The sequence below is a fragment of the Sphingomonas phyllosphaerae genome (genome assembly GCF_029623345.1).
GTDB classification, from domain to species: domain Bacteria; phylum Pseudomonadota; class Alphaproteobacteria; order Sphingomonadales; family Sphingomonadaceae; genus Sphingomonas; species Sphingomonas phyllosphaerae_C.
The window spans coordinates 1-18,185 of the sequence record NZ_JAPYKH010000024.1; the positions used below are offsets into that span (position 1 = coordinate 1).

General features: G+C 71.1%; 14 protein-coding genes. 6 read left to right on the forward strand and 8 right to left on the reverse strand.

The window, feature by feature from the left end:
- Positions 1-199 precede the first annotated feature (199 nt).
- From QBJ89_RS17485 to QBJ89_RS17515, 7 genes are all read right to left on the reverse strand, one after another.
- Complete coding sequence (locus tag QBJ89_RS17485; protein WP_277981758.1) at positions 200-1,780, reverse strand: aldehyde dehydrogenase (NADP(+)); 1,581 nt, start codon at positions 1,778-1,780, stop codon at positions 200-202.
- A gap of 258 nt (positions 1,781-2,038) precedes the next feature.
- Positions 2,039-3,349 (reverse strand): xylose isomerase, encoded by a 1,311-nt coding sequence (xylA, locus tag QBJ89_RS17490; protein ID WP_277981759.1) that lies wholly within the window; start codon positions 3,347-3,349, stop codon positions 2,039-2,041.
- 28 nt (positions 3,350-3,377) lie between these two features.
- Positions 3,378-4,817: a xylulokinase gene (gene xylB / locus QBJ89_RS17495; RefSeq protein WP_277981760.1), complete on the reverse strand. Its 1,440-nt coding sequence runs from the start codon at positions 4,815-4,817 to the stop codon at positions 3,378-3,380.
- A 176-nt stretch (positions 4,818-4,993) separates the two neighbouring features.
- Positions 4,994-6,154, reverse strand: a complete 1,161-nt coding sequence (locus tag QBJ89_RS17500; RefSeq protein WP_277981761.1) for a glycoside hydrolase family 43 protein — start codon at positions 6,152-6,154, stop codon at positions 4,994-4,996.
- A 112-nt stretch (positions 6,155-6,266) separates the two neighbouring features.
- The gene (locus tag QBJ89_RS17505) at positions 6,267-7,514 is read right to left on the reverse strand and encodes an MFS transporter (RefSeq protein WP_277981762.1); all 1,248 of its coding nucleotides are present in this window, start codon (positions 7,512-7,514) and stop codon (positions 6,267-6,269) included.
- A 202-nt stretch (positions 7,515-7,716) separates the two neighbouring features.
- On the reverse strand, positions 7,717-8,781 hold the full coding sequence (locus QBJ89_RS17510) for an LLM class flavin-dependent oxidoreductase (RefSeq protein ID WP_277981763.1): 1,065 nt from the start codon (positions 8,779-8,781) through the stop codon (positions 7,717-7,719).
- On the reverse strand, positions 8,778-9,674 hold the full coding sequence (locus QBJ89_RS17515) for an aldo/keto reductase (RefSeq protein ID WP_277981764.1): 897 nt from the start codon (positions 9,672-9,674) through the stop codon (positions 8,778-8,780). Before QBJ89_RS17515 ends, QBJ89_RS17510 begins: the two co-directional genes overlap by 4 nt.
- 30 nt (positions 9,675-9,704) lie before the next feature.
- On the opposite strand from QBJ89_RS17515, the gene QBJ89_RS17520 reads away from it, so the two are divergent.
- From QBJ89_RS17520 to QBJ89_RS17535, 4 genes are all read left to right on the forward strand, one after another.
- Complete coding sequence (locus QBJ89_RS17520; RefSeq protein WP_277981765.1) at positions 9,705-10,793, forward strand: Gfo/Idh/MocA family protein; 1,089 nt, start codon at positions 9,705-9,707, stop codon at positions 10,791-10,793.
- Positions 10,790-12,157: an FAD/NAD(P)-binding protein gene (locus QBJ89_RS17525; protein ID WP_277981766.1), complete on the forward strand. Its 1,368-nt coding sequence runs from the start codon at positions 10,790-10,792 to the stop codon at positions 12,155-12,157. Before QBJ89_RS17520 ends, QBJ89_RS17525 begins: the two co-directional genes overlap by 4 nt.
- Positions 12,158-12,350: 193 nt before the next feature.
- The gene (locus tag QBJ89_RS17530) at positions 12,351-12,764 is read left to right on the forward strand and encodes an acyl-CoA thioesterase (protein WP_277981767.1); all 414 of its coding nucleotides are present in this window, start codon (positions 12,351-12,353) and stop codon (positions 12,762-12,764) included.
- Between the two features lie 53 nt (positions 12,765-12,817).
- The gene (locus QBJ89_RS17535) at positions 12,818-13,816 is read left to right on the forward strand and encodes a sugar kinase (protein ID WP_277981768.1); all 999 of its coding nucleotides are present in this window, start codon (positions 12,818-12,820) and stop codon (positions 13,814-13,816) included.
- Positions 13,817-13,884: 68 nt separating this feature from the next.
- Here the strand turns inward: QBJ89_RS17535 and QBJ89_RS17540 are convergent, their stop codons facing one another.
- Positions 13,885-14,472, reverse strand: coding sequence for an alpha/beta hydrolase (locus tag QBJ89_RS17540; protein ID WP_277981769.1), 588 nt, complete (start codon positions 14,470-14,472; stop codon positions 13,885-13,887).
- A gap of 179 nt (positions 14,473-14,651) precedes the next feature.
- Between QBJ89_RS17540 and QBJ89_RS17545 the strand changes: the two genes are divergently transcribed.
- Both QBJ89_RS17545 and QBJ89_RS17550 read left to right on the forward strand, forming a co-directional pair.
- The gene (locus QBJ89_RS17545; RefSeq protein WP_277981770.1) at positions 14,652-15,788 is read left to right on the forward strand and encodes a thiolase family protein; all 1,137 of its coding nucleotides are present in this window, start codon (positions 14,652-14,654) and stop codon (positions 15,786-15,788) included.
- Between the two features lies 1 nt (position 15,789).
- Positions 15,790-18,117, forward strand: coding sequence for a 3-hydroxyacyl-CoA dehydrogenase/enoyl-CoA hydratase family protein (locus tag QBJ89_RS17550; protein WP_277981771.1), 2,328 nt, complete (start codon positions 15,790-15,792; stop codon positions 18,115-18,117).
- The last annotated feature ends 68 nt before the right edge of the window (positions 18,118-18,185 follow it).

Here is an 18,185-nt window from a genome sequence, read left to right on the forward strand (position 1 = left end):
GGCCGGCCGCGCGACGGGCGTTGTCGTCTCGTCCTGCCAGGGGGGAGCGCGCCATGCCGATGTCATGGGACAGCGCGCGACATGGTCGCTACTCGCGAGGTGAGGGCAGCTCGCGTACGCTCCTCCGCCCCGCGGCCGCTACCAACGAAAAGGGCGGCCCCGCAGGGCCGCCCTCCCTAGCTATACGCAGACGCCCAGATTACCGCGGCGACGCCTCGCGCTTGCCGTCGAGCCGGCGCGCCACGCCCCAGGGATTGGCGTCCGCCAGCGCCTCGGGCAGCAGCGATGCGGGCAGGTTCTGCAGGCTCACCGGGCGCAGGAAGCGGTAGATCGCCGCCGTGCCGACCGAGGTGGTGCGGCCGTCGCTCGTCGCGGGGAAGGGACCGCCGTGTACCATCGCGTGGCTCACTTCGACGCCCGTGGGCCAGCCGTTGACCAGGATGCGGCCGACACGATCGGCGAGCACCGGGATCAGCGTCTTGGCCTCGGCCTCGTCCTCGGCGTCGAGATGGAGCGTCGCGGTGAGCTGGCCTTCGAGGCTCGCGATCACCTGGCGCACCTCGTCCATGTCGCGGCAGGCCACCACGATCGAGGACGAGCCGAACACCTCGTGGCCGAGCGCGCGATCGGCGAGGAAGCTCGCCGCCTCGGCGCGGAACAGCGCGCCCACCGCCTGGTTCACGCCCTCGCCGACCTTGCCGCGCGCCACCGTCGTCACCGCGCTGTGGCGTGCCAGCGCCTCCACGCCCTGCTCGAAGCTGGCATGGATGCCCGGCGACAGCATCGTCGCGGGCGCGCTCTCGGTCAGCGCGCGTCCCGCCGCGGCGACGAAGGCGTCGAGCGCCTCGCCCGCGATCGCGAGCACGAGGCCCGGATTGGTGCAGAACTGCCCCGCGCCCATCGTCAGCGACTGGACATAGGCGGGCGCCAGCGCCTCGCCGCGCGTCTCGAGCGCGTGCGGCATGATGACGACCGGGTTGATGCTCGACATCTCGGCATAGACCGGGATCGGCTCGGAACGCGACGCCGCGATCTTCACCAGCGCGAGCCCGCCGCCGCGCGAGCCGGTAAAGCCCACCGCCTTGATGCGGCGATCGGCGACCAGTGCCTCGCCAAGGCGGTTGGTCTCGCCCGGCAGATAGGAGAAGACGCCGGCGGGCAGGCCGGCCTTGTCGACCGCGGCGCGGATCGCGCGCGCCACCAGCTCGCCCGTGCCGGGGTGCGCCGGATGGCCCTTGACCACTACCGGGCAGCCGGCGGCGAGCGCCGAGGCGGTGTCGCCGCCTGCGACCGAGAAAGCGAGCGGGAAGTTGGAGGCGCCGAACACCGCCACCGGACCGACCGCGACGTTCATCCGACGCAGGTCGGGGCGCGGCAGTGGCTGGCGGTCAGGCAAAGCGGGGTCGATCGTGGCGTCGAGCCAGTCGCCCTGACGCACCATCTGCGCGAACAGCTTGAGCTGGCCGACGGTGCGGCCGCGCTCGCCCTCGAGCCGCGCGCGCGGGAGACCGCTCTCCTGCTGCGCGCGCTCGATCAGTTGATCGCCGAGCGCTACGATCTCGTCGGCGATCGCTTCGAGGAAGGCGGCGCGATCCTCGGGCGCGGTCGCGGCATAGGCCGGAAAGGCCGCGGCGGCGAGTTCGCTGGCGTCAGCGACCGCGTCCGGGCCGGCCGAGGAGAAGGTCGGGGTGAGGGGCGCGCCCTTCGCCGGGTCGACCGCGGTGAACCGCGCCTCGGCCTGGCGCAGCTCGGCACCGATCAGCATCGCTCCGTCGATCATGGAAATCCTCGGCTTTGGGGAATTAGTCCGACATATTTAGGCGTCGAGGGGAGGGGGCGCAAGCCTGGGTGGAGTTGCGGCCTACCTACTCCCTCGCTGTTCCCCGGCGAATGCCGGGGCCCAGGTTGGGGAGGTTTGTTGGTCTCACCCCGGCCTTTCCGACTGGACCCCGGCTTTCGCCGGGGAACAGGCCGGATGTTAGACTGTCACGTCACTGTGTGGAGAGGCGGGGCGACTCACACCGTCCCACCGTCACCCTCAGATGAAGCGGTTGAGCAGGTTCTCAATCCGCTCCTGCTGGCCCGAGCGCGGGCGCGGGTCGACGTTCTCGCGCTCGGCGAGATCGGCGATCCCGGCGAGGTCGAGGCTCGACACCTGCTGGCCGAACGCGGCGTCCCAGCCGGCGTAGCGGTCGCGCTTGATCGAATCGAGCCGGCCGTCCTCGATCAGCTTCGCCGCGTTGAGCAGCCCGCGCGCCACTGTGTCGATGCCGCCGACATGGCCGTAGAACAGGTCGGTCGCGTCGATCGACTGGCGCCGCACCTTGGCGTCGAAGTTGAACCCGCCGGTGGTGAAGCCGCCCGCACGGATGATCTCGAGCATCGCCAGCGTCAGTTCCTCGACCGAGTTGGGGAATTGGTCGGTGTCCCAGCCGTTCTGCGGATCGCCGCGGTTGGCGTCAATCGAGCCGAAGATGCCGAGCGCGTTGGCGGTGGCGATCTCATGCTCGAAGGTGTGGCCCGCGAGCGTGGCGTGGTTCGCCTCGATGTTGACCTTGACCTCATTCTCGAGACCGTAGCGCTTGAGAAAGCCGTACACCGTGGCGGTGTCGAAGTCGTACTGGTGCTTGGTCGGCTCGTGCGGCTTCGGCTCGATCAGGATGGTGCCGTCGAAGCCGATCTTGTGCTTGTGCTCGACGACGAGGCTGAGGAAGCGGCCGAGATTGTCGAGCTCGCGCTTGAGATCGGTGTTGTGGAGCGACTCATAGCCCTCGCGACCGCCCCACAGCACGTAGTTCTGGCCGCCGAGCCGATGCGTCGCCTCGAGCGCGTCGCGCACCTGCACCGCGCCGAAGGCGAAGACCTCGGGGTCGGGATTGGTCGCGCCGCCGGCGGCGAAGCGCGGGTGGCTGAACAGGTTGGCGGTGCCCCACAGCAGCTTGCGGCCCGACGAGGCCTGCAGCTTCTCGAGATGATCGACCGCCTCGGCGAAGAAACGGCGATGCTCGGCGACGCCGTGCGCGTCGGCCATCACGTCGACGTCGTGGAAGCAGTAATAAGGCACGTCGAGCTTGGCGAAGAAGTCGAACGCCACCTCGCGCTTCTGCGCCGCGGCGGCGCTGTCGTTGGCGCCGGCGTGCCACGGGCGGTTGAAGGTGCCGCCGCCGAACACGTCCGAACCGGGCCAGCAGAAGGTGTGCCAGAAGCAGGCGGCGAAGCGGAGATGGTCCTCCATCCGCTTGCCGAGCACCACGCGGTCCTTGTCGTAGAAGCGGTAAGCGAGCTCGTTGTCGCTGTCGGGGCCCTCATATTTGATCTGAGGGATGTCGGCGAAGAAGTCGGTGGCCATCGATAGCTCCTCTAGGCGGATACGAAGATCAGGGTTTGATGCGGGGGTAGGCGTCGCGAAAGGCGGCGCGCTTGGGGGCGAGCCGGTCGAGCAGCGCGGCGTCGGGCGTAACGATATGGCTGACCGACGGCGCGACGCAGACCTCGGCGGGCGTGCCGCCGTCGACGGCGAGCTGCGCCAGCCGCGCGGCGCCCATCGCCGGGCCGACCTCGCCGCCCTTGAGATAGGCGAGCTCGACCTCGAGCGCGGCGGCGAGCGTCTCGCCCCAGTAGCGCGAGCGCGCGCCGCCGCCGATCACCGACAGCCGCTCGACCGCGGTGCCCGACTCGCGGAGCACGCGCACGCCGTCGGCCAGCGCGAAGGCGACGCCCTCGAGCACCGCCTGGGCGAGCCGCTCGGGCGTGGTGTCATGGTCGAGCCGCAGGAAGCCGCCGCGCACTTGCGCATCGTTGTGCGGCGTGCGCTCGCCCGAGAGATAGGGGAGGAACAGCTCGGGGCCGTTGCCGACGCCCGCCGACTCCGCGCGCGCGAACAGCTCGGCCGCACCCGCCGCGCCGATCAGCCGTGCCGCCCAGTCGACGCAGACCGCAGCGGAGAGATGCACCGCCATCTGATGCCACAGGTTCGGCAGGCAGTGGCAGAAGGCATGGACCGCGGCCGCCGGGTTGGCGCGCAGCTCGGCGGTGGCGACGAAGATCACGCCCGAGGTGCCGAGCGACAGCAGCGCGTCGCCGTCCTTGACCACGCCGACGCCCGCCGCGCCCGCGGCATTGTCGCCGCCGCCGCCCGCGACCGGTACCTGGTCCATGCCCCAGCGCTCGGCGATCTCGGCGCGCAGCCTGCCGGCGACGTCGCTGCCCTCCACCGCGCGCGGCATCTGCTCGCGGCTGAGCCCGGTTGCGGCGAGCAGGTCGTCGCTCCAGTCGCGCTTCGCCACGTCGAGCCACAACGTGCCGGCGGCGTCGGACACGTCGCTCGCTTTCTCGCCGGTCATGCGCAGCCGGACATGGTCCTTGGGCAGCAGCACGGTGCGGATCGCGGCGAAGACCTCGGGCTCGTGGTGCGCGATCCAGAGAAGCTTGGGCGCGGTGAAGCCGGGCATGGCGAGGTTGGCGGCGACCTGGTGCAGCTCGGGCGCCTTGGCCTCCAGCTCGGCGCACTCGGCGAAGGAGCGCCCGTCGTTCCACAGGATCGCGGGGCGCAGCGGGCGGTCGTCGGCGCCGAGCAGCGTCGCACCGTGCATCTGGCCGGCGAGCCCGATGCCGCGCACCGAGCGGCGCACGTCCGTCGGAAGCGCGCGCACCGCTGCCTCGGTCGCCTGCCACCATGCCTCGGGGTCCTGCTCGGACCAGAGCGGGTGCGGGCGCTGCACGGTAAGCGCGGCGGTGCCCTGCGCGACGATCGCGCCCGCGGGGTCGATGACGACCGCCTTCACGCCCGAGGTGCCGATGTCGATGCCGAGGAACATGTTTCGCTTTCTGCCAGGTCAGAGCGCTGAAGAGGGTAGGCTTTGGCCGCTCCTCCTACCACCTCGGCCAACGCCGGGGTCCAGGTGGGGGCCGGGTGCGAGATGCGGCGACGTTTCCCAATTGGACCCGGGGTGATGCCCCGCGGGGAGCACCGAGCCGGACGCCGCCGCCCGCCTTACTTCACGAACGGGTCGATCGTCGGGATCGTGCCGTCCGGGTTGAACGTGAGCTCGGTCATCTTGACGTTGCGGAGGTGGTTCTTCCCCGACAACTGGGTGTCGGCATAGAACAGCCACCATTTGCCCTTCCACTCGACGATCGAGTGGTGCGTCGTCCAGCCCTGCACCGGCTTGAGGATGTGCCCCTTGTAGGTGAACGGGCCGTACGGCGTCTTGCCGATCGCGTAGTTGAGGAAGTGCGTGTCGCCGGTCGAGTAGGTGTAATAATATTGCCCGCCGCGCTTGAAGACCCAGGAGGCCTCGAAGAAACGCTTCTCATGGTCGCCGCCGAGCACAGGCTTGCCCTTCTCGTCGAGGATCACCGCATCGCGCGGGGTCTCGGCGAAGCTCTTCATGTCGGCGTTGAGCTTGGCGACCTTGCCGGTGAGCGCGGGCTGGTCGTCCTGCTTGAGGTCGGTGTCGCTGCCGTTGGGATCGTACTTGCCGTCCTTCCAGCGCTGGAGCTGGCCGCCCCAGATGCCGCCGAAGTACATGTACGACGTGCCGTCGGCGTCGGTGAACACCGCCGGGTCCATCGAATAGCTGCCCTTGATCGCCTCGGGCTCGGCCTTGAACGGGCCCATCGGGTTGTTCGAGGTGGCGACGCCGATGCGGAACGCGCCCAGTCCGTTGCGGTCCTTGGTGCGGTCGCGCGCGGGGAAATAGAGGTAATAGGTGCCGTTCTTGAAGGCGGCGTCGGGTGCCCACATCTGCTGCGACGCCCAGGGCACATCCTTCACGTCGAGCGCGACCGGGCCGACCGTGACCTTGCCGCCGGGCGCGTCGAGCCGCAGCACGCGATAGTCGCGCATCGCATATTGGTTGCCGAGATCGTCGTCCTTGGTCTCGGTCGGGATATCGTGGCTGGGATAGACGTACAGCTTGCCGTCGCCCCAGACGTGCGCCGAGGGATCGGCGGTGTAGATGTCGCGCACCAGCGGTTGTGACAGGTACGAGCGACCGTCGGGCGCGCGCTCCTGGTTCCAGCCGGCGGTCTCGGCGGTCGCGTTGTTGCCCGCGGCGGCGGAGGTGCTGTCCTGCGACGAGCAGGCGATCAGCGGCAGCGATGCGATCGCGGCGAGCAGCAGAGGGCGGGCGGTGGATCGGGATGGGCGCATTCGGGCGTTCTCCTCTCGGTTCGCAGCGGATCTACGCCCGCGTCGGCGATAGAGTTAGCGCTACCATGCGACGTGCGCAACAGCTTTGATCGTGTGATCGCGTGACGTTAGGTCAGGCGCGGGACGTCGCACTCGCCGTACGCAGCGCGGCGCCGAGCAGCAGCACGATCCAGCCCAGCGCCAGCAGGTATGACATTCCGGCGAACAGCAGCAGCGGCAGGTAGCCGAGCCCCGCCGCCAACACGACGCCCGCCACCTTGGAGATCACCACGCCACCGACATTGCCGCTGAACGAGCCGAAGGCGGTGACCCGCCCGACCTTCTGCTGCGGCACGATGTCGGCGATCAGCGCAAACAGGTTGGTGGAGAAGGCCTGATGCCCCGCCAGTGCGAGCGCCATCAGCGCCACCGCGGCGGGATAACTCGAGGTCGCCAGCGCGAGCGGCACGGGCAGTACGCACAGCGCCGCCGCCAGCATCACGCCGCGCCGCACCGCCCAGGCGCGATGCCCGAGCGCAAGCAGCCGGGTCGCAATCCCGCCGCCGATCAGCGAGCCGAGCGCGGCGCCGCCATACGCCAGCGCCAGCGGGACGCCGAGCTCGACCCCGCTCAGCCCGAAGCGGCGGTGGAAGAAGTCGGGCAGCCAGAACAGCAGCAGCCACCAGGTTGCGTCTGACAGCAGCTTGGCGCCGGCGACCGCCCAGGTGCGCCGCTCGCGCAGGATCGGGCCATAATCGACCGGCGCAGATGCGCCCGGCGCCGCGACGGGCGAGTCCAGCCGCAGCCCGCGCGTGGCGACCAGCCAGGCCAGCGCCCAGCCGAGCCCGATCACCCCGGCCGCGGCGAAGGTGCCGCGCCAGCCGAGCAGCAGCGCCGCGGCGGGGATGGCGAGCGGCGCGAGGATCGCGCCGAGGCTGCTCGCCGCGTTGCTGACGCCGAAGCCGGCCGAGCGCCACGCCGGCGGCAGCACCGCGGCGACGGTCTTGGTCGCGGTAGGCGTGCCCATCGCCTCGGTCGCGCCGAGCGTGACGCGGACCAGCACGAACTCGACCGTGGTGCGCGCCCAGCCGTGGAGCAGCGCGGCGACGCTCCACGCCGCGACGCCGACCGGGTTGGCCCATTTCACCCCGAGCCGGTCGGCGATCCAGCCGGTGACGAGGAAGCCACCCGCCGCGCCGGCCTGGAACCAGGCGGCGAGCGTGCCGTAATCGTCGTCGCTCCAGTTGAGGTCCGCGGCGATCTGCGGCTTGAGCACCGCGATGATCTGGCGGTCGACCAGGTTGAGCACGCCCGCGGTGATGACCAGCGCGAAGAGCAGCGCGCGACGAGCGGAGCCGAGATCGGCGAGGCTGCGGTTCACCCGGCTGGGACCCGCTGACCCGCTACCCGCTCCGCCACCCCCGCCCTGCGCCGGGGTCCACTCATCCGCGCACGCCGCGATCGCAGGATGCGCGGCTCAGAGGATCCCGGAACAAGTCCGGGATGAGAGGGGAGAGGAAGAGGATCGAGAAGTGACACACGCCTCGGCTCGGTCATCTCGCGAACGCCCCGCCGCACCGCGCTCACCGCGCCAGCGGCGCGTGGTCGAGCCGCGGCAACACGTGGCGCGCGAACAGGTCGGCCTCGGCGGCGTGCGGATAGCCCGAGAGGATGAAGGCGTCGATGCCCTCGGCGCGATAGGCCTCCAGCTTGGCGAGCACCTGGTCGGGGTCGCCGACGATCGCGGCGCCACAGCCCGAGCGCGCGCGGCCGATGCCGGTCCACAGATTGGCCTCGGCATAGCCGTCGTCGCTGCCCTCGCGCAGCTCGGCCTGCCGCCGCACGCCGGCCGACTGCGAGTCGAGCGAGCGCGCGCGGATCGCGGCGCCGGTGGCGTCGTCGAGCCGTGACAGCAGCCGGTCCGCGGCGTCGCGCGCCTCGGCTTCGCTCTCGCGCACCACGACATGGACGCGATAGCCGAAGCGCAGCGTCCGCCCCTTCGCCGCGGCGCGCGCGCGCAGATCGGCGATGATGCCGCGCACGCCCTCGATCGTATCGGGCCACATCAGATAGACGTCGGCCTGCTCGGCCGCGGCGTCGCGCGCCGCCTCGGACAGGCCGCCGAAATAGAGCAAAGGGCAGCGCCCCAGCGTGGTGGTGACGCCGGGCGGATCGAGCTGGAGCTGCCAGAACTCACCCTGGTGATCGAGCGACTTGCCGTCGAGCAGCGTGCGCAGGATGTGCATCGCCTCGACGGTGCGGCGGTAGCGCGGCGCGCTCGCCAGCGTCTCTCCCGGAAGGTCGCTCGAGATGATGTTGACGGTCAGCCGGCCGCCCAGCATCCGATCGATCGTCGCGATCTGGCGTGCGAGCTGCGGCGGCCAGCTCTCGCCGACGCGCACCGCCATCAGCAGCCACAGCCGGCGCAGCAGCGGCGCGATGCCGGCGGCGAAGGCGGTGGTGTCGATCCCCAGCGTGTAGCCCGACGGCAGCAGGATATTGTCGAACCCGCCGCTCTCGGCCTGGAGCACGATGTCGCGGCAATGCTCCCACGACGAGCGCAGCCGTTCGTCGGGGACGCCGAGGAACTCATAATCGTCGTCACACAACGCCGAGAACCAGCTTACCTCGCAGGGCGCGCGCGTCATGGCAGTTTCTCCCCGATGCCGGCCTCGAGCACGGCGTACCAGCGCGGACGCGTCCACTCGACCTTGTAGGCGGCGGCGGCGGCGCGCAGCCGCGCCGGGTTCTGCGAGCCGATGATCGGGATCACCCGCGCCGGATGCGCCATCACCCAGGACAGCGCCGCGGTGGCCGCGTCGACGCCGAATGCGGCGCCATGCTCCGCCAGCAGCCGCGTCGCCGGATGCGACGGGTCGGCCAGCCGCCCGCCGCCGAGCGGCGACCAGGCGAGCACCGCGAGATCGAGCCGCATCGCTTGGTCGAGCACGCCGTCGAACAGCGGCGCGGCGCGCAGCGGCGAGAACTCGGGCTGGGTGCTCGCCAGCGGCTGCGTCAGGAAGGACTGGAGCGCCTCCAGCTCGTGCACCGAATGGTTGGAAACTCCCAGCGCGCGCACCTTGCCGCTCTCCACCATCCGGGTCAGCGCGGCGGCGACCTCCTGCGGGTGGGTGAGGAAGTCGCGGCGATGGACCTGGTAGAGGTCGATCACCTCGACGTCGAGGCGGCGCAGCGAATCGTCGAGCGCGCCGGCGAGATAGTCGGCGCTCGAATCGTACGGGATGCCGGGCCGGATGCCGCCTTTGGTGGCGATCACCATGCGATCACGCAGCGCGCGATCCTCGGCGAGCGCGCGGCCAAACAGTTGCTCGGCGGAGCCGAAGCCGGCGGGCCCGTCGGCACCGTAGATGTCGGCGGTGTCGAACAAAGTGATGCCGGAATCGAGCGCGGCGTCGATCAGCGCGCGTACCGGCGCGGTGTCGTCGCCGGCGAGGCGCCACATGCCCCAGGCGAGCGGTGAGACGGTCAGCCCGCTCTTGCCGAGCGGGCGCGGTTGGTTCGATAGGCGCAGCGTCGTCATCCGCGGCGGCATGGCACAGGGTTGGACGTGATGGTAGCCGAGATCAGGTATGGATTGGTCGGCACGGGCATGATGGGGGTCGAGCACCTCCGCAACATCGCTTTGGTGCCCGGCGCTCGCGTCGTCGCCTTGGCCGATCCGGTGCCGACCTCGCTCGACTGGGCGCGTGACGCGCTCGGCAACGCCGCCGCGGGCGCAACGGTCTATGACTCAGCCGAGACGCTGACGCGCGACGCCGAGGTCGATGCGATCGTCATCGCCTCGCCCAACCACACCCACCGCGCCGTGCTGGACTCGCTGTTCGCCACCGACGCCGCGATCCTGTGCGAGAAGCCGCTCGCCACCACGCTCGACGACGCGCGCTGGATCGTCGAGCGGGCCGCGGCGCGCGCCGCCCCGTTCTGGACCGGCATGGAATATCGCTTCATGCCGCCCGCCGCGGCGTTCATCGCGCAGGTCCACGCCGGGCGCGTCGGTGCGCTGCGCATGCTGTCGATCCGCGAGCACCGCTTTCCCTTCCTCGGGAAGGTCGGCGACTGGAACCGCTTCGCGCGCAACACCGGCGGCACGATGGTGGAGAAATGCTGCCACTTCTTCGACCTGATGCGCGTGGTCACCGGCGCCGAGCCGGTGCGCGTCCATTGCTCGGGCGCGATGGACGTCAACCATCTCGACGAGCGCTACGGCGGCGAGCGGCCCGACATCATCGACAACAGCTTCACCACGGTCGACTTCAGCAACGGCGTCCGCGCCATGCTCGACCTCTGCATGTTCGCCGACGGCGCCGAGCACCAGGAGGAGATGAGCGCCACCGGCGACGCCGCGCGGCTCGACGTGCTGATCCCGCCGGGCGAGCTGGTGTTCTCGCCGCGCACCGGCTTCGGCAATCCCAAGCACGTGGAGCGCGCGACCGTGCCGATCGATCCGGTCGCGCACGCCGCCGGCAGCCACGAGGGCGCGACCTATTACCAGCATCTCGCCTTCGCCGCCGCGGTGCGCGGCGAGGCGCCGGTGCAGGTGAGCGCCGAGGACGGGCTGCGCGCGGTCGCGATCGGGGTCGCTGCCGAGATCAGCGCGCGCGAGCATCGCGTAGTCGAGATGAGCGAGCTGGGGCTGTGACGCTGGTGCAGCCGGGCGACCATGTCGCGATCGTCGGCGGCGGCTTCTCGGGCACGCTGCTGGCGATCAACCTCGTCCGCCATGACGGCCCGCGCGCCACGCTGATCGAGCGCCGTCCCTCGCAAGTCGGGCGCGGCGTCGCCTATAGCGCGGCGCACGACGAGCATCTGCTCAACGTCCGCGCCGGCAACATGAGCGCGCTGCCCGACGATCCCGACCATTTCGTCCGCTGGCTCGAGCGCGAGGGGCTGGGCGAGCGCACCACCTTCGTGCCGCGCAAGATCTACGGCCGCTATCTCCGCGCAATGCTCGAGGAGGCCGCCGCGGCCCATCCCGAGCGGCTGACGCTGGTGACGGGCGAGGTCTGCGCGCTCGACTGCGGCTCGCGCGGCTTCGCGCTGACGCTGGCCGAGGGCGGGCGCGTCGAGGCCGACGTCGCCGTGCTCGCGCTTGGCAACCTGCCGCCGCACAGCCCGCCCGGGCTCGATCCGGCGACGCTGCCGGACGGCTGCTATCGCGCCGACCCCTGGGCCGGCGACATCGCCGAGGGATTGACCGATGGCGACGAGGTAGTGCTGGTCGGCACGGGGTTGACCGCGGTCGACGCCGCGCTCCTGCTCGACTCCGCGGGGTTTCGCGGACGAATCCTCGCGCTGTCGCGGCGCGGGCTGGTGCCGCGCCGTCACGCCGATGGCGCGCCGCGGCCGGGGCTGAGCGAGCGGCCTGCGGCGACGCTCTCGGCGCTGGTGCGCGCAGTGCGCGACCGTGCCGAGGTGATTGGCTGGCGCGCCGCGGTCGACGAGCTGCGCCCGGTGACCCAGATGATGTGGGGCAGCGCCGATGCGGTGACGCGCGCGCGTTTCCTCCGCCACCTGCGGCCCTATTGGGACGTGCACCGCCACCGGCTCGCCCCCGCGGTGGCGGGACGGATCGACGCGCTGGTCGAGGCGGGGCGCCTGCGCTTCGTCGCGGGCAAGCTGGCGGGGGCGGAGGCGGACGGCACCCACGCGTCGCTGCGCTGGCGCGCGCGCGGCGGCGAGGCAGTGACGACGACGCGTGCGGCGCGGATCGTCAACTGCACCGGGCCGCAGGGCGATCTGCTGCGCTCGCGCGAGCCGCTGATCCGCCAGCTGCTCGCCGCCGGGATGATCCGGCCCGACGAGCTGCGGATCGGCCTCGACGTCGATCGCCAGTCGCGCGTCGTCGCCGCCGACGGCGGCATCAGCGACCGACTCTACTGCATCGGTCCGATGACCCGCGGCGAGCTGTGGGAGGTGGTAGCGGTGCCCGACATTCGGCAGCAGAACTGGACGCTCGCCCGCCGCCTCGCCAACGCGCAATGGATCGGCGGCGAGGGGCTGTAGTAGAGGTCGCCGTGCTCCTGGGGGGCAGGCGCCTAGAACACCACGGCGGGACCGGCACCCGGTTCGCGCCTTGTTGGGAGCACGGCAGCAGTCGGATAGGCGCGCCATTACAGTGCAGCGCGGGTCGGCGAGCGCATTGTGCGGCGCGGTGCGATCCCGTACATTCGGCGCTCGCCACCGGAAGACCGATTCAATGACCGCGCACGCGCACGCATATCCCGTCCATGTCGCGGACGAGGACATCGACTTCATGGGCCACGTCAACAACGCGGTTTATCTCAAGTGGGTGCAGGCCGCGGTGATGGACTATTGGGAGCGCGTCGCGCCGCCCGAGGCGGTGGCGCAGCACCTCTGGGTCGCGCTCAAGCATGAGATCACCTATCGCCGCCCGACCTTTCTGGAGGACGGCATCGTCGCCGAGGTCATCGCGGAGAAGGCGCAGGGCGCGCGGACCTTCTTCAGCACCCTGTTCAAGCGCGGCGAGGAGATCGTCGCCGAGGTGAGCAGCGTGTGGTGCTGCCTCGACGCCGCGACGCAGCGCCCGGCGCGGCTCGCCAAGGACGTGATCGCACGCTTCGTCGCCGAGCCCGGTACCGCACGCGGTTGACGCCGCTCTCCCCAGCCCCGACACACGGCGGCGCAACGGGTTAGGGGAGAGCGATGGGCAGGCTGCTGGCGTTCGGCGAGGTCATGCTGCGGCTGTCGCCGCCGGGGCGCGAGCTGCTGCTCCAGTCGCCGCGGCTCGATGTCTGGGTCGCGGGTGCCGAGGCCAATGTCGTCACCCAGCTCGCCTGCCTCGGTCATGACGTCGCCTTCGCCAGCCGGGTGCCGGACAATGATCTCGGCCGCGCCGCGCTGCGCACGCTGCGCGCACACGGCGTCGATGTCTCGCATGTCGCGCTCGGCGGCGAGCGGATCGGGCTCTATTTCGCCACCACCGGCGCGGGACTGCGCGCGACCGAAGTGGTGTACGACCGCGCTCACTCGGCCTTCGCCGAGGCGCCGGCCGAGTCGTGGGACTGGGAGCGGCTGCTCGACGGCGTCGACCGGCTGCATTTGTCGGGCATCACCCCCGCGCTCGGTCCCGTGCCGGCCCGCAGCGCGGTCGCCGCGGCAGAAGCGGCGGCATCGCGCGGCATCGCGGTGTCGTTCGACGGCAACTGGCGCGGCAAGCTATGGGCGCGCTGGGACGGTGACCCGCGCGCGATCCTCGGCGAGATGGTCCGCCACGCCGACCTGATGTTCGGCAACCACCGCGACGTCGCGCTGCTGCTCGGCCGCGACGATCTCGCCGGCGATCCGCGCCGTGCCGCCGAGGCGGCCTTCGCCGCCTTTCCGACGCTGCGGACGATCGCCTCGACCGCGCGCCACGTCGAGCATGTCGACCTCAACCGGCTTTCGGCGCGGATCGACACGCGCGAGGGGGCGGTCGAGAGCGAGGAAGTGGTGCTCGCCGGCATCGTCGACCGCATCGGCGGCGGAGACGCCTTCGCCGCCGGCGTGCTCCACGCGCTGCGGCGGGGCGAGGGCGCGGAGGCGGCGGCGCGGAGTGGGCTGGCGCTCGCGGCGCTCAAACATTCGCTGCCGGGCGACGCCGGGCTATTCCGCCAAGCCGACCTCGATGCCTTCCTAGGCGGTGAGCTCGACGTGCGGCGCTGAGTCGGCGCCCGCGGCTCTGGGCTCCTGCGTGTGCAGGAGCACGGCTCAAGCGGCCCGGCGAGCGTCCGCTACCGCCGCCCGATCAGCGCCTCGGCGCGCGCGATCTCGTGCGCCGCGACCTGGTGGGTCACGCGCAGGAACAGCCGCTGCGCCTGCTGCCACGCGCCACGCTCGTCCGCGACGCTGCGCACGCGCCGCCCGGCGATGAGCTGGCTGCCCCAGGCGTCGAGCGTCGAGCGGATCGCCGCCTCGTCGTGCTGCGGCTGGATCACCACCGAGGGAAAGGGCAGCGGCGTACCCGGCGAGGCGAACAGGCCCGGATCGCCGTCGGCGCCGGTCTCCTCGCTGCGCGGGGCGAACAGCAACGCGCCCGCGATCCGCGACACATAGTCGGCCGGCGAGAGCCGCCCCCACCACGCGCTCGCGGCACAGCCCAGCCCGTCCGCAATCAGCAGCACCGGCCGCTGCGTCGTGCACACGGCCTGGTCGAACTTGGCCGCCCAGATCTTGCGGTCGGCGCGCGAGCGAACCGATAGCGGCAGCGCACGCGGATCATCGGCGGGCCAGCCGAACATCGTCTTCCAGGTCGGCACCGGGCGCGCCGAGTCGTTGATCGCGAGCACCGCGAACGGGCCCGAGTCGGCGATGGCGAACATGATCGTCTCCCACGGATCGGCGTCGGCAGGCTAGGCTATCCTATCGCCGAGGCGAGTCCAGATGCGCTTGGCATCGCAGCAGTTCTTCTATCGCCGCCGCGTCGCGCCACGATCCGCTTGAGCCCGCATTGACGTTGACGTAAGCGGCATCCAACGAACTCGGACTCGAGAGGAATGAGATGAGCAACGTCGTGATCGCCGGCTACGCCCGGTCGCCCTTCCAGCTCGCGGGCAAGGGCGAGCTGGCGCGGGTACGCCCCGACGATCTCGCCGCGCAGGTGATCCGCGGGCTGCTCGACAAGACCGGGGTCGATCCCGCCGCGATCGAGGACATCATCCTGGGCTGCGCCTTTCCCGAGGGCGAGCAGGGGCTCAACGTCGCGCGGCTCGTCGGGCTGCTCGCCGATTTGCCGCTCTCGGTCGGTGGCATGACGGTGAACCGCTTCTGCGGCTCGTCGATGAGCGCGATCCACATCGCGATGGGGCAGATCCAGATCGGCGCGGGCGAGGCGTTCATCTGCGCCGGGCTCGAGTCGATGAGCCGCATCCCGATGGGCGGCTACAACCCGCTGCCCAGTCCCGAGCTCGCGGCCAAAAGCCCGGGCGCGTATATGGGGATGGGTCAGACCGCCGAGAACGTCGCGCAGCAGTATCAGATCACCCGCGCCGAGCAGGAGGCGTTCGCGGTGAACAGCCAGCAGAAGGCTGCCACGGCGCGCGCCGAGGGCCGGCTCGCCGAGGAGATCGTGCCGATCCGCACGAAGAAGGGCGAGGTGACGCAGGACGGCATCATCCGCCCCGAGACCACCGCCGAGGTGCTCGCCGGGCTCAAGCCCGCGTTCAGCGCGGACGGGTCGGTGACCGCGGGGACCTCCTCGCCGCTCACCGACGGCGCCAGCGCGGTGCTGGTTACCTCCGAGGAGTTCGCGGCGAAGCACGGCCTCAAGGTGCTGGCGCGGATCGTCGCGGTCGGCGTGGCGGGCTGCGCGCCCGAGACGATGGGGCTGGGACCGATCGGCGCGTCGAGGAAGGCGCTGGAGCGCGCCGGCATCGCCGCGGGCGACCTCGACGTGGTCGAGATCAACGAGGCCTTCGCCAGCCAGGCGATCGCCTGCATCCGCGACTTGGGTCTCAAGGAGGAGACGATCAACCTCGACGGCGGCGCGATCGCGATCGGTCACCCGCTCGGCGCCACCGGCGCGCGCATCGTCGGCAAGGCGGCGGCGTTGCTCGAGCGCGAGGGTGGCCGCTATGCGCTGGCGACGCAATGTATCGGCGGCGGGCAGGGTATCGCCACGGTGCTGGAGCGCGCGTGACATGAGCGAGGCTGTGAAGAAGGTCTGCGTCATCGGCGCGGGCGTGATGGGTGCGGGCATCGCCGCGCAGGTCGCCAACGCGGGCGTGCCGGTGCTGCTGCTCGACATCGTGCCCAAGGACGCGACCGATCGTGACGCGGTCGCGAAGGGCGCGGTCGCGAAGATGCTCAAGACCGAGCCCGCACCGTTCATGTCGACCGCGGCGGCGCGGCTGGTCGAGACCGGCAACATCGACGACCATCTCGATCGCGTCGCCGAGTGCGACTGGATCGTCGAGGCGATCGTCGAGCGGCTCGACATCAAGCAGGCGCTCTACGCGCGGCTGGAGCAGTTCAAGCGCCCGGGCACCGCTTTGTCGTCGAATACCTCGACGATCCCGCTCGGCCACCTCGTCGCGGGCCGCTCGGAGCAGTTCACGCGCGACTTCCTCATCACGCACTTCTTCAACCCGCCGCGCTACATGCGGCTGGTCGAGATCGTCCGCGGCGAGCACACCGACGCGGCCGTGGCGGAGAAGGTCGAGGCCTTCGTCGACCGCCTTATGGGCAAGCGCGTCGTCCGCGCCAAGGACACGCCGGGCTTCATCGCCAATCGCATCGGCACCTATTGGCTCGCGGTCGCGGTCAACGCCGCGCTCGACCAGGGACTGACGGTCGAGGAGGCCGACCAGATCGGCGGGCGTCCGATGGGCGTACCCAAGACCGGCATCTTCGGGCTGATCGATCTGGTCGGCATCGATCTGATGCCGCTGCTGGCGAAGAGCCTCTCCGCGACGCTTCCGGAGGGCGACCCCTATTTCGGTACGGTGCGCGAGCTGCCGCTGGTCGATCGCATGATCGCCGAGGGCTATACCGGGCGGAAGGGGAAGGGCGGCTTCTACCGGCTCGACAAGAAACCCGACGGCAGCCGCGCCAAGCTGGCGATCGATCTCGCCAGCGGCGACTATCGCCCCGAGCATAAGCCCGCGGCGTTGCCGCGCGCAGCCGAGAAGGATCTCGCCGCGCTGGTCGCCGTACCGGGCAAGGTCGGCGACTATGCCTGGACGATCCTCGGCAACGTGCTGAGCTATGCGGCGATGCTGGTCGGCGAGGCGGCCGACGACGTGGTCGCGATCGATGACGCGATGAAGCTCGGCTACAATTGGAAGTTCGGCCCGTTCGAGCTGATCGACCGGCTCGGACCGGGCAAGCTCGCCGAGCGGCTCCGCGCGAAGGGTCGCGCCGTGCCCGCCATCCTCGATGCCGCGGGCGAGCGTCCGTTCTATCGCGTCGAGGGCGGGACGCGGCAGTATCTCGGCCGCGACGGCGCCTATCACGACGTGCCGCGCGCCGAGGGCGTGCTGCTGCTCGAGGACGTCAAGCGCCGCTCGGCGCCGATCGCGACTAGCGCCTCCGCGGCGCTGTGGGATGTCGGCGACGGCGTGCTGTGCCTCGAGTTCACCGCCAAGATGAACGCGCTCGACGGCGAGGTCGCCGCGCTGATCGAGCAGGCGGTGGCGCTGGTGCCCGGGCGGTTCAAGGCGCTGGTGATCTACAACGAGGGCAGCAACTTCTCGGCGGGCGCCAATCTCGGCCTCGCGCTTTTCGCGGTAAAGGCGGGTGCCTGGGGTGAGGTGGAGAAGCTGGTCGCGGCCGGGCAGCGCGCGTTCAAGGCGCTGAAATATGCGCCCTTCCCGGTGGTGAGCGCACCCTCGGGGCTGGCGCTGGGCGGCGGCTGCGAGGTGCTGCTCCACTCGGATGCGGTGCAAGCGCATGCGGAGAGCTATGTCGGGCTGGTCGAGTGCGGCGTCGGGCTGGTGCCCGGCTGGGGCGGCCACGGCGAGCTGCTCGACCGGCTGGCCAAGCTGCCGACGATGCCCAAGGGGCCGATGCCCGCGGTGATGAAGGCGTTCGAGCTGATCTCGACCGCGCAGGTCTCCAAGTCCGCGGCGCAAGCCAAGGAGATGGGCTTCCTGCGCGCGAGCGACGGCGTGACGATGAACCGCGATCGGCTGCTCGCTGACGCCAAGACGCGCGCGCTGGCGCTGGTCGACGGCTATACGCCGCCCGAGCCGCCGGTCTATCGCCTTCCGGGCGAGAGCGGGCGCGTCGGCATCGCGGGCGCGGTCGCCGACTTCCATCGCAAGGGCGTCGCCACCGACTATGACGTGGTGGTGGCGGGCCGGCTCGCCGAGGTACTGACCGGCGGCGAAGCGGATCTGGTCGACATCGTCACCGAGGAGCAGCTGCTGACGCTGGAGCGAGAGGCGTTCCTCGCCAGCGCGCGTGACGAGCGCACCCACGCGCGGGTGGAGGCGATGCTGATGACCGGCAAGCCGCTGCGGAACTGAGGAGAGTAAGCGGGACGTCCTCCCCTTGTGCTCTCGCGCACCACGCGGGAGCGCAGGGCGGCGGGCGA